The organism is Streptomyces glaucescens, assembly GCF_002154375.1.
Classification (GTDB): domain Bacteria; phylum Actinomycetota; class Actinomycetes; order Streptomycetales; family Streptomycetaceae; genus Streptomyces; species Streptomyces glaucescens.
Window position 1 is genome coordinate 16,252 of record NZ_MUND01000190.1, and the last position, 12,132, is coordinate 28,383.

Genomic DNA, 12,132 nt, shown 5'->3' on the forward strand with positions numbered 1-12,132 from the left:
CGATTCCGCGCTTTGGCAGGCAACGCACCGGCAGTCGGCACGCACGGGCGGCCGACGGACCGGCTGTCAGTGCACCGGTGTCCGGCCGGACGGCGGCGTTCCCACGTGCTCGAGGATCAGCCCGGCGAGCACCTTCGGCTGATGAGTGACGAAGTAGTGTCCGCCGCCGGCGATCACCGCCAGTGCGACGTGCGCCGCGTAGCGCTCCCACTCCAGATGGCCGCGTTCATAGCCCGGGGTGGCGTCGTCCGCGTCGCCGATCACTGCGATGAGCGGGGTGGCCAGCCGCTCGTGCCGCTCCTTCCTCGCCTCGATCTGGAAGTGCAGGCCCTGTTTCATGTCGTGCCGGATCACGTCCAGCACGGTCCTGAGGTCCGAGTCGTCCAGCGCTCCGTCGAAACCCCCGAGCGAGGTCATGTAGGCGTGCAGACCCTGCGCGGACCACTGAGTGGCGTGGCGCAGCCGCTCCTCCGGGTCGGCCTCGGGCAGCGCGGCCCCGATGAACAGGGCGGCCGGCAGGTGCCCGCTGCGCTCCAGCCGCCCCGCGACCGCCACCGCCAGCGCGGATCCCGCGCAGTGCCCGTAGAGGGCGAAGGGCCCGGTCAGCGAGCGCCGGATCTCCTCGGCGATCGCGTCGGCGCTCTCGTCGAGGGTCAGCAGGGACTCGTCCGGCTGGGTCGGGTCGTGCCCCGGCAACGCGGCGGCCCACAGCTCCGCGTGGGGCGCCAGTTCGACGGCGAGACCCTGGTACGCCGCTGCCGTGCCGCCGCCGTAGGGAATGCAGACGAGGGTGAACTCCGCGCCCGCTGCCCCCTCGGGGGTCAGCCGCCGCAGAATGCGCTGTGCTCCGTCCGTGCTCTCCCGTTCCAGGACGCGGAGGGCCAGCTTTCCCGGTGTGGGGTGCTGGAACACGTCCAGCACCGACAGGCCCCGGCCGATCCTGCGCGCGAGCCGGACGGCCTTGACGGAGTCGCCGCCCAGATCGAAGAAGTCGTCCTCAACGGAGACGCCCGGGACGCCGAGCGCATGGCTGAAGGCGTCGGCGACGTCCCGCTCCAGGGGAGTGGCGGGGGCCGCTCCTCGCGGAGCGCGGGCGTACACCGGTTCGGGCAGGGCGCGGCGGTCCAGCTTCCCGTTGGCGGTCAGGGGGATCCGGTCGATCGCCACCACGGCGGCCGGCACCATGTGGGACGGCAGCCGTCGGGCGAGACGGGTGCGCAGCGCGGCCGGGTCCGTGACGGACGGACCGTCCAGCACCACGTAGCCGATCAGGGCATGGTCGCCGACGGCGTCCTTCCGGGCCACCGCGCAGGCGGTCGCGACCCCCGGGCAGGCGCGCAACTCCGCCTCGACCTCCCCGAGTTCGATGCGGTGGCCCCGGATCTTCACCTGGTCGTCCGCCCGCCCCCGGTACTGGAGGAGGCCGTCGGCCCGCCGGCGGCCGAGGTCCCCGGACCGGTACATCCTCGATCCGGGCGGTCCGAACGGGTCGGCGACGAAGCGGGCGGAAGTGAGCCCCGGCCGGTCCAGGTAGCCGCGGGCCACCTGGTCGCCGGCCACGTAGATCTCCCCGGTGACACCGGGGGGTACCGGACGCAGATGCTCGTCGAGGAGGTAGAGGGCCAGCCCGGGCAGGCTCTGCCCGACCGGGCTCCCGGTGCGGGCCGGGTCGAGGGAGGCGTCGAGTGCCATGTGGCTGGCGTGCACCGTGGTCTCCGTGATCCCGTACATGTTGACCAGGACGGGCGCGTCGTCGGCGTGCCGCTCGTACCACTCCGCCAGCCGGGCGAGGTCGAGCGCCTCACCGCCGAAGACCACATACCGCAGGGCCGGTCGCCGCCCGGCCCGCGGGTCGTCCTGGTCCGCCTGGAGCAGCTGGTGGAACGCCGAGGGCGTCTGGCTGAGGACGGTGACCCCCTCGCGCACCAGCAGCCGCATCAGCTCGTCGGGGGAGCGCCGGACGGCGGTGGGAACCACGACGAGGGTGCCGCCGTGCAGCAGCGGGCCCCACAGTTCCCACACCGAGAAGTCGAACGAGTAGGAGTGGGCCATCGTCCACACGTCGTCCGCCCGGAAGTCGAAGAGTTCCTGGGTGGCGTCGAACAGGGCCAGGACGTTGCGGTGCGGTACGACCACTCCCTTGGGCCGTCCGGTGGAGCCCGAGGTGTGAATGACGTAGGCGGTGTTGTCCGGCGCCAGGGGGCCCGCGCGCTCGGCGGGCCGCACGTTGTCGTGGGCGAGTTCCGCCAGGCGCGCGCGGGCCGGCTCGGCGTCGAGGCTCACGACGGGGACGTGCGTGCCGGGGAACCGGGCCGCCAGGCCGGAGGTCGTGAGCAGCAGCAGCGGTCCGGCGTCCTGGAGCAGGAAGTCGATGCGGTCCTGCGGGTAGTCGGGGTCGACCGGGAGGTACGCGGCTCCCGACTTCAGGACCGCGAGCAGCGCCACCACGAGGTGGACCTCCTGGGGCAGGGCGACGGCGACCAGCCGCTCCGGCCCGGCGCCGTGCCGGATGAGCAGCCGGGCGAGACGGTTCGCCCGGTCGTTCAGTTCCCCGTACGTCAGCCGCTCCGCGCCGCATGTGACGGCCAACGCGTGCGGCGTCGCCGCGGCCTGTGCCTCGAAGGCCTCCACAAGGGTGCGCGGGCCATCCTCAGCCGGCCGGCGGCGCGGGCGGATCTCCAGGAACCGGCGGCGCTCGGCGGCATCGAGGAGCTCGGCCTCCCCCAGCGGACGCGACGGGTCCTCGACCACCTGGCGCAGGAACGCCTGGAACCTCTCCGCGTGGCCGCGGAGGTCCTCGGCGCCGTAGAGGGCGGCGTTGGCGTCGAACGAGAAGGTGAGGCTTCCGGGTTTCTCGTAGACGCCCAGCATCAGGTCCTCGATCGGACCGGGCGTGAGATTGTGGTGCCGGGCCGCGCAGTCACCGAAGGAAAAGTCGGTGTCGAGCGTCATGACATTGGCTATGGGACCGAAAACCCGCGCCCTACCGCCCTGCTCCCCGAATTCACGCCGCAATTCCTCGAAGCGGTATCGCCGGTGCGGACGGGTTTCTTTGATCTTTTCGTCGGTCTGCCGGAGAAGTTCGGGAAAAGTCGTCGAGCGGGAGGCGCGCAGGCGCAGCGGTATCACGTTGGACACCATGCCGGGAGTGGTGGCCGCCGCGGGCGTGTGGCGATTGGACACCGGCAGTCCGAGAACGGTGCCGTCGCGGCCCGTGAGCCGGCCGACGTAGGCAGCGAACGCCGCGACCACCACCCGCGACCAGGGCACCCCGTGGGTGTGCGCGCAGGCGCGGAGCCGGTCTTCCAGCTCCGTGCCGATGTGCCACATCCGCCTGACGGGAACGCCGGCCGGCAGCATGACCTCGTCGGTGAGTCCGGCCACCTGCTCGAGGTCCGCGAACTGCTCCAGCCAGTACCTGCGGTCCTGGGCGTACTGCGCCGAGGCGCGGTAGTGCCGCTCCTCCTCGATCAGGGAGAGCAGGCTTCCGAAGGGGTTCGCGGACACCTCCCGGCCCGCGGCCAGGGCGCCGTAGACCTCCGCCGTACGGCGGGAGATCATCTGCGAGGTGACGCCGTCGGCCACCAGGTGGTGCAGCTGCCAGAACCAGATGTGCCGCTCCGGCGCGACACGGAGGATCGCGTGCCGGTGGACACCGTCGCGGGCCGGGTCCAGCGGGCTGTCGATCCTCCCGCGCATCCAGCGCTGCGCCGCCGCCCAGGCCTCCGCCTCGGAGCCGGCCCCGGTGCCCGTCCCACGGCCGAGGTCGACCAGCGGTACGTCCACGACGGCGTCCGGCCGCACCCGCTGCCATGGACCGTCCGCGTCCTCGCCGCAGGAGACGGTCAGCGCCTCCGCCTCGCTCATCGTGCGGCGGATCGCCTCCCGAAGCAATGCGGGAGACATCGGGCCGGTGATGTCGAGAAATTCGCCGAAAGAATGGGCGAGCTTTGAATCGTCCAGCTGCCAGCCGTACCAGATACCGGCCTGGCCCTGAGTGAGTGGAAGTCTCAAGGCGGACCGATCCCCCGTCATTCACAACCCCCGATTTCAGATCAGACTGATATCGGGAGACTACCCAGCGCGGTGTTCGCGCCACAATGTTCACTTCACCCCAGCCCATGTGAAGTATGCACGGTGAGCGGGGGTGAGGCGTTTACTGGAATCCCGATTTCCGCCGGGTCACCGGATCGGGCGCAGGCGCAGTTCCCGGTCCGCGGCGAGGGCGAGCAGGTCGGCGTCATGGCTGATGAGCAGGACCACCGCGCCGCCCTCGGCCACATCGCGCATGGTGCGTGTCATGGATTGCAGATGGCGGCGGTCGACGCCGGAGCTGGGCTCGTCGAAGATGACGACGCGGCGCCCGCTGAGGCGGGCCGTGGCGACGACCAGGCGCTGCTGCTGGCCGCCGGACAGCGACAGTGGGTGACGTTCGTCGAAGCGGTCCAGGTCGAGATCGGCGAGCACGGTGGCGGCGTGGCCCGCCTGCTCCGGGACGGCGCCGAGCCGCAGTTCGGCGGTGACGCTGTCGGTGAAGAGCTGCCGCTGGACGTCCTGCATGACGATCGCCGTCTCGCGCTGGCGCCGTGAGCGGGACATCGTGCGGCCGTCGAGGAGCACCTCGCCGGAGTGGCGCTGGAGCCCGGCGAGGACACGGGCGAGGGTGGTCTTGCCCGCTCCGTTGGGGCCGGTGACCGCGGTGATGACACCGGCGGGCAGGTGGGCTTCCGTGATGTCGAGGACGGGGCGCCCGCGGAACGCGCACCGGATGCCGCGCAGCACCACACCCCCGCCGGCCGCCTCCCGGCCGGCCGCGGGTGCGACGGCGGTCGCGCCACCGGCCTCGCCCGTGGACTCCGTGTCCTCGGGCCGGGTCTTTGCCGGCTGGACGCTGGGACCGTGCCCGGACGCCGGCGCCACGTGGATCCTTTTGGGCGCGTCGAGGCTGCGCAGGCCTTCCTCGCGCATCATCTCCTCGGTCAGCCTGGGGAATTCGTCCCTGGACCACTCCTTCGCGACCCGGCCGTCCTGCATCACCACGATGCGGTCGGCGAGTTCCCGCAGGTAGTGCAGGCGGTGCTCGGCGATGACGAGGGTGGTGCCCCGTTCCCTGAGGTGGCGCAGGACCGCGGTGAGGTCCGCGATGCCCTGCGGGGACAGGTTGGAGGTGGGTTCGTCGAGCAGCAGGGTCGGCGGCCCGTGGGTGACGGCCGCCGCGCACGCCACCCGCTGCTGCTGACCGCCCGACAGTTCCCGCAGCCGGCCGTCGAGTTCGCCGAGGCGGAACTCGGCGACGACCTCCCGGACCCGTTCGCGGATGCGCTCCGGCGGTGTGCCGAAGTTCTCGAGGGCGAAGGCCAGTTCGGTGTCGATGGTGTCGGTGAAGAACTGGCGGCGCGGATGCTGGAGCACCGTGCCGGTCACCCGCCCGACCTGGGCGAGATCGGTGATCGGCTCCCCCGCGACGCGGACCTCGCCTTCGAGCTTCCCGTCGTGGAAGTGCGGGATGAGGCCGTTCATCAGGCGCAGCGCCGAGCTCTTGCCCGATCCGCTGGGCCCGCACACCACCACGGTCTCGCCGCGCCGGATGCGCAGGTCAAGTCCGTCGATTACGGCCGTGTCACCCTCCTGGTACGCCCACCGGACGTTCTTCAGCTCGATCATCGTCCGGCCTCCCACAGCAGGGTCGCCGTCACGAGCGCCGCCACCACGATCACGGCGACCACGTCGGCGGGGCCGAACCGCGGCGGGTGCATCGAGGTGGGGTGCGGCTGCGAGCCCAGCCCGCGCAGCAGCGCGGACGCCGACAGGTCCTCCGCCGAGCGCAGGCTCGACGCGATGAGCGGCACGGTGAAGTACTCGATGCTGCGGACCGGGTGGCGCAGCATGTCCAGCCAGCCGCCGAGCCCGCGCAGCCGCATGGCGTCCCGCACCGCCCGCGCCTCGGCGAGGATGGTGGGGACGAACCGCAGCAGCACCGACCCGGACACGGTGAACGCGTGGGGTACCCGCATCGAGCGCAGCGCGGCGGTGAACCGGGTCGGCGGCATGGTCTCGATCAGGTGGGCGGCGATGCCCGCCACGGCCACCAGGCGGAGCGAGAAGCCGCCCATGACCCCGACGATGCCGAGGACCGGCCACGGGGCGGCGAGCGGCAGCAGGTAGGCCACCGCGGCGGCGGTCGCCGCGGCCAGCGGCAGGGCGAGCACCCGCCGCCAGGCCCGCTCGGCGATGGCCAGCAGCATTCCCGCCACCAGTGCGGCGGGCACGAACAGCAGGCCGCCCGGCGCCATGATGGTGATGCTGGCGGCCAGCAGGATCGCCACCGCGGTGCGCGGGTCCAGTGTCCGTCGCGAGACGGCCCCCTCCGGCGGGCCGGGGACCGTCACGCCCAGGGCCGTGGTGTCGAGCTGGGGACTGGTGCCGCTCACACCAGCCCGGCCTTCCGGAAGTGCTTGTCCAGCAGGCGCAGGCCGAGGACGCCGCCGATCAGCCCGAACACCACGGTGGACAGGTCGAACGCGATCAGCACGCCCGGCGACAGCAGCGAGTCCAGCTTCTCGACGTAGTCCGGATCCATCTCCGCCATGTAGGGGCTGGAGAGGAACTCGTCGCGGGCGTAGAACATCGGCAGGAACAGCCCGACGAACCAGGTGCTGAAGGCGGCGTAGGCGAGCACGCTCAGCTGCCGCGAGCGGTACCGGCCCATGTACAGCAGCGCCTCGGCGATCAGCGCGCCCAGCACGCCGACGAGCAGGGTGACGGGCGGGCTGCCGATGAGCAGCATGAACCCGGTCACGATGACGGCGAGGACGGTGACCATGCCGGCGTGCCGCACCCGGGTGAGGAACAGCATGAACGGCACGCCCGCCGCGACGATGCTGAGCCCGCTGGTGACCAGGGTCATCACCGGGCTGATGAACTCGAGCAGGTTGAACAACCCCACCGTCACGATGTACAGCGCTCCGAAGACGCCGATGTTGATCAGGTCTCTGGGGCTCATGCGGAGATCGATACGGTGATCGGTGACTTCGACGGTCACGGTGTCCTGTCCTTACCTCGGCTGGGGGTATGTATGAGGAGTCGCCGTCCGGTGCGGCGGGCGGCGGTCATGGCGCGGAGGGCCACGAGATCGCCGACGCCTCGGACGCCTTGCGGGCCCGCGTCGTCAGGAGGTCGATGACCGCGTCGCGGTGCTCCTCCAGGTAGAAGTGACCGCCTGCGAACGTCCGCAGCTCGCACGCGCCGTCGGTGACCTCGCGCCACCCCTCGGCCTCCCATGCGTGGATCTCGGGATCGCGGTCGCCGTACAGCACGGTGACCGGAGTGCGCAGCCGCGCGCCGGGGGCCGGCCGGTAGGTCTCGCTCAGCCGGTAGTCGGCCCGGATGATCGGCAGGAACGCCTGGATCAGCGCGGTGTTGTCGAGGATGTCGCGGTGGGTGGCCTCGGTGCGGCGCAGTTCCTCGATCAGTTCCTCGTCGCTGCCCAGGTGCACCCGGCCCGGCCGGGTCAGCTGCGGGGCCGGGTGGCCCGACACGACCAGCGCCGTCGGCGGTTCGCCCGCCGCCGTGAGCCGGCGGGCGGTCTCGTAGGCGACGACGGCTCCCATGCTGTGGCCGAACAGGACGGTCGGGAGCGGCGGTCCGTCGGCCCCGTCCGTCAGGTCGGCCGCCAGCGCGGCGGCGACGCCCTGCAGCTTCGCCGGCACCGGATCGGAGTACCGGTCCTCCCGTCCCGGGTACTGGGCGGCGAGGAACTCGACGTCCCAGGGGGCCGCCGCGGCCCACGGCCGGTAGTAGCTGGCGCTGCCGCCGCCGTGCGGGAACAGCAGCACCCGGGCCCGGGCGTACGGTCGTGGCGTGAGGCGGCGGAACGCGCCGACGTGACGGTCCTGCGGCATGGCATCGAACATCTCGGCTCAGTCCCTCGCTACCGGGGCCATGGCAATGCTCCAGAAGTCGGCGTAGCGGCCGCCGCGGCGCAGCAGCTCGTCGTGGCTGCCCTCCTCCACGACCTGGCCGGCCTCCAGGAAGACGACCCGGTCGGCGCGGCGGACGGTCTTCATCCGGTGCGCGACCATCACGACCGTCCGGCCGGCCATCAGGCGCTCGATGCCCTCGTGGACGGCCGCCTCGTTGACCGGGTCGAGTGCGGAGGTCACCTCGTCCAGCAGCACGATGGGCGCGTCCTTCAGCAGGGCGCGCGCGATCGAGACGCGCTGGCGCTCACCGCCGGACAGCAGGGCGCCGCCCTCGCCGACGTTGGCCTCCCAGCCGCCGGGCAGGCGCTCGATCACCTCGTCCAGGCGGGCGGCGGTGGCGGCGGCCCGCACCTCGGCGTCGGTGGCGTCGGGGCGGCCGAGCCGTACGTTCTCCTCGATGGTGCCGTCGAACAGGTAGACGTTCTGGAAGACGATGGCGATCCGCGCCATCAGCACCTCGGGGTCGATCGCGCGCACATCGACCCCGCCCACGCGGACCGCGCCCGAGTCCACGTCGTAGAACCGCGCGAGGAGTTGCAGCAGGGTGGACTTGCCGGCGCCCGACGGGCCGACGACGGCGAGGCGCTGTCCCTGGGGGATCGACAGCGAGGCGTCGTCGATGACCGTGCGGTCGCCCTGGCGGAAGACGACGGAGTCGAACTCCAGGTCGTGGCGGGTCGGTTCGACCGGGTCGGCGGCCTCCGGAAGCGGCTCGGTGCTGAGCACCCCGTCGAGCCGCGCGAGCACGGACCGCGCGCCGCGGAGCTTGCCGGCGATGTCGGTCAGCGACAGCAGCGGGTCGGCGCTGCGGGCGGCGAGCACCAGGATGGTCAGGATCTCGGCGACGCCGATGTTCCCGTCGAGCGCGAGGTAGGCGCCGAGGAACAGCAGGCCCGTGAACATCGCCTGCACGGTGAGGGTCAGGCCGACCACGCCGGGCAGCGCGGACAGCGCGGTGCGGCGGGAGACCCGCTGGACCTCCTTGAGCGAGTCGTCGAGCAGCCGGAAGCGTTCGGCGGTCCGGCCGCCGGCCCGCAGCACCGGCTGGGCCTGGAGGTACTCGATGACCCGGCCGGTGGCCTCGTGGTCGCGCTCCTCGCGTTCGGCGTCCTGGGCGGCGGTCGAGCGCGCGGTGCGGATCTGGATGGCCGCCACGATCGGTGCGGCGACCAGGGCGGCGAGTCCCATCTGCCAGTTGAAGACGAGCATGACGGCGACGATCGTCAGGGGCGTCACGCAGGCGGAGATGAACGGTGCCAGCAGGTGGGCGATCACGCTCATCGCGTCCAGCACGCCCCGGCTGGCCAGGACGGACACCTCGCCGAGGCGGCCCGCGCTGTACCAGCCGATGGGCAGCCGGGCGAGATGGTCGCCGAGGCGGTGGTACATGCCGCGCAGCATGGTGGTGCCGACGCGGAACCCGAACAGGTCGCTGATGTAGCGCAGCGCGGCGTAGACCAGGAAGGCGGCGCCGAACGCGATCAGCCAGGGCCAGGCGTCCTCGGGGGTGTCCCCGAACAGTTCCCTGAGCACGGGAACCACCAGGGCGTACGACAGACCCTCGGCCACCGCGGTCAGCGTCATCAGGATCACGGTGCGGCGCAACGGCTGGGCGTACTCGCGGCCCAGCACGCGCAGCAGCATTCGAATCATCGGGGCTCGTCTCCTCGCAGTACGCCACCGTGGATCTCGATGTCGTCGGCGACCGCCGACTGGTGGGATTGCCAGAACGCGGCGAACCTGCCGCCGCGCGCCAGGAGTTCGGCGGGCCTGCCGCGCTCGACGATCCGGCCGTCCTCCAGCATCACGACGGTGTCGGCGTCGGCGATCGTCTCCAGGCGGTGGGCGATGACCAGGGTGGTCCGGTCGCCGCCCAGTGTGGCCAGGGCCCGGCGTACGGCCTGCTCGGTCTGCGGGTCCGCGAAGGCGGTGGCCTCGTCAAGGACGAGGACGGGCGCGTCGGCGAGCAGGGCGCGGGCGAGCGCGATGCGCTGCGCCTCGCCGCCCGACAGGCCGGCGTCCTCACCGATCACCGAGTCGTATCCGCGGGGCAGTTCGAGGATGCGGTCGTGGATGTTCGCCAGGCGGGCCGCACGCGTGACGGCTTCCAGGTCGGCGTGCGGGACGGCGAGCGCGATGTTCTCGGCGACCGTCGCGCGCAGCAGCCGTACGTCCTGGAAGACGAAGGAGACCGTGCGGTACAGCTCCCGGCTGCCCAGCTCGCGCAGGTCGACGCCGCCCAGCACGACCGAGCCGTGGGTCGGGTCGAAGAACCGGGGCAGCAGCTGGACCAGGGTGGACTTGCCGCTGCCGGAGGGGCCGACGATCGCTGTCACCGTTCCCGGCTCCAGCACGAGGTCGATCCCGCGCAGCACCTCCCGGTCCTCCTCGTAGCCGAAGCGCACGTCGCGCAGCTCCACGCGGTGTCCGCGCGGGGCGGCGGGGTGCGCGGGTTCCGGCAGCGGCTGGACCTCCAGCACTTCCTTGATCCGGCCGACGGCGCGCCCCGCGGACTGCATCTCGTCGAAGCCGTGGCCGAGGGCCGCCACCGGGGCGGTCAGGCCGAGCCCCAGCAGCAGGAAGGGCAGCAGATCGGCCGGGGCCAGGTCGCCGCCGGTGATGAGGGCCGTTCCGCCGATCAGGACGGCCAGCATCACGAACGGCGGCGAGAGCACGAGCTGCATGCCCGCGGCGATCGTGGAGATGCCGTGCACCCACCGGTTGAAGGTGCCGACGAACTCGTCCGCGGCGGTGAGGAACTTGCGGTGGGCGCGGCCGGACGCGCCGAACGCCTTGACCACCGCGATGCCCTGCACGAACTCGATGACGGAACTGGAGATCCGCCCCATCGCCGTGTCGAACTCCTCCTGCTCGCGCAGGCGGGTCGGGGTCATCATCAGCGGGACCAGCGCGATCGCCAGCACCACCGGGATGAGCGTGATGAGCGTGAGCTTCCAGTTGATGGTGAACAGGTAGATCAGTGAGGCCAGCGGCACCACGAAGGCGGACACCAGCTCGCCGGGCGTGTGGGCGATGAACGGGTGCACGGCGCTGACGTCCTCGCCGACCACCTTGGCCAGTTCACCGGTCCTGCGCCGGGAGAACCAGCCGATCGGGACGCGCCCGAGCTGTTCGGCCAGTCGCCGGCGGAACGTCAGCTGGACCTTGCCGTCGAGGATGTGTCCGATCCCGGACGACGCGGCCGTGAACAGCAGCCGGACGAACAGGCCGACGGCACCGGCGATCACCACGAACCAGACGTGGTCGCGATCGATCGGGCCGGGTGCCAGCAGGGTCCGCCCCAGCTCGACGACCGCCAGCAGCGGTGCCAGGCCCGCGAGAGCGCCGATCACCTGGAAGATCACGACGGCCGCGAAGCTCCCGGCGAACGGGCGCAGCAGTCGTCCCATGCTCGGTTTCGCTGCGGAGCCGGCATCCGACAACGGCTTGGACCGCTCCCTCGTCGCAGCGGGGTCGATCGCGCTCATCGGTCTCCCATCGATTTTAAAACGCGTTCCGATATTACTCTAGCGTGGACCGGCTCGATGGGCCACCGGCTGGGAGGCACGGCCTCCGGACCGTGCCCCGCCGGCCTCCGGAAGCCTCCTCGGCTACAGGTCGGCGACGGTCAGCGGCGCTCCGGGATCGGGGTGCGCCACCTCCGGATAGCCCAGCGCCTCGGTCAGTTCCTGCCAGGCGCGGGCGACAGCCAGATGGCGCTGGCCGCCCCGCAGCGGGTCGGCGCCCGCCTCGGCGCGCTCGCGCAGCCGGTCCAGGGCCGCCAGCACCCCCTCCCCCCACACCTCGTGCAGCGCGGTCGCCCAGGTCGGCGTCTCGGGCGCGCCCACATATGCGCCCGTGACGTTCAGCCCGTCCGGCCACCGCTCCCCCGCGTCCGCCGGCCCCGGCAGGAAATGCCCCGTCGCGTCGGACGGCATGCGCAGCACCGGGCTCCAGAGCACCGGACCGTGGGTGTTGGCCAGCATCAGGTTGCCCGCGTCGGTGCCGACGGTGATCCGGTGCAGCAGCAGGCTGGAGCTGTCGTCCCCCGCCTGCATCCGGTTCTCCACCCGCAGGGTCAGCGGGACGCCCGCGATCTGCCCGTCCACGCCGGCCAGCGGACGCCCCGCCCCGCCGGCCGGCGGGGTCA

General features: G+C 72.2%; 7 protein-coding genes and 1 pseudogene. All 8 read right to left on the minus strand.

The genetic code is table 11. The features are described from left to right. Positions 1-66: 66 nt before the first annotated feature. On the minus strand, positions 67-4,014 hold the full coding sequence (locus tag CCN42_RS14050) for a non-ribosomal peptide synthetase (protein ID WP_158102091.1): 3,948 nt from the start codon (positions 4,012-4,014) through the stop codon (positions 67-69). 168 nt (positions 4,015-4,182) lie between these two features. Then, positions 4,183-5,664 (minus strand): ABC transporter ATP-binding protein, encoded by a 1,482-nt coding sequence (locus CCN42_RS14055; protein WP_086735870.1) that lies wholly within the window; start codon positions 5,662-5,664, stop codon positions 4,183-4,185. After that, on the minus strand, positions 5,661-6,431 hold the full coding sequence (locus CCN42_RS14060; RefSeq protein WP_211294702.1) for an energy-coupling factor transporter transmembrane component T: 771 nt from the start codon (positions 6,429-6,431) through the stop codon (positions 5,661-5,663). Before CCN42_RS14060 ends, CCN42_RS14055 begins: the two co-directional genes overlap by 4 nt. After that, positions 6,428-7,003, minus strand: a complete 576-nt coding sequence (locus CCN42_RS14065) for an MptD family putative ECF transporter S component (RefSeq protein ID WP_086735879.1) — start codon at positions 7,001-7,003, stop codon at positions 6,428-6,430. Before CCN42_RS14065 ends, CCN42_RS14060 begins: the two co-directional genes overlap by 4 nt. Positions 7,004-7,109: 106 nt before the next feature. Beyond that, positions 7,110-7,901: a thioesterase II family protein gene (locus CCN42_RS14070; RefSeq protein ID WP_169731453.1), complete on the minus strand. Its 792-nt coding sequence runs from the start codon at positions 7,899-7,901 to the stop codon at positions 7,110-7,112. Positions 7,902-7,919: 18 nt separating this feature from the next. Further along, positions 7,920-9,635 carry an ABC transporter ATP-binding protein gene (locus tag CCN42_RS14075; RefSeq protein WP_086735872.1) on the minus strand — a complete coding sequence of 572 codons (1,716 nt, stop codon included), beginning with the start codon at positions 9,633-9,635 and terminating at the stop codon, positions 7,920-7,922. Continuing rightward, positions 9,632-11,392 carry an ABC transporter ATP-binding protein gene (locus tag CCN42_RS14080; protein ID WP_386581029.1) on the minus strand — a complete coding sequence of 587 codons (1,761 nt, stop codon included), beginning with the start codon at positions 11,390-11,392 and terminating at the stop codon, positions 9,632-9,634. Before CCN42_RS14080 ends, CCN42_RS14075 begins: the two co-directional genes overlap by 4 nt. A gap of 201 nt (positions 11,393-11,593) precedes the next feature. After that, positions 11,594-12,132: pseudogene (locus tag CCN42_RS14085) on the minus strand (Gfo/Idh/MocA family oxidoreductase); the annotation flags it as partial.

Excerpts from the sequence above, each read along its gene's own strand:
- CCN42_RS14055 (WP_086735870.1), bottom strand. The coding sequence starts at position 5,664 with ATGATCGAGCTGAAGAACGTCCGGTGGGCGTACCAGGAGGGTGACACG.
- CCN42_RS14065 (WP_086735879.1), bottom strand. The coding sequence starts at position 7,003 with ATGAGCCCCAGAGACCTGATCAACATCGGCGTCTTCGGAGCGCTGTAC.
- CCN42_RS14070 (WP_169731453.1), bottom strand. The coding sequence starts at position 7,901 with ATGCCGCAGGACCGTCACGTCGGCGCGTTCCGCCGCCTCACGCCACGA.
- CCN42_RS14075 (WP_086735872.1), bottom strand. The coding sequence starts at position 9,635 with ATGATTCGAATGCTGCTGCGCGTGCTGGGCCGCGAGTACGCCCAGCCG.
- CCN42_RS14080 (WP_386581029.1), bottom strand. The coding sequence starts at position 11,392 with ATGGGACGACTGCTGCGCCCGTTCGCCGGGAGCTTCGCGGCCGTCGTG.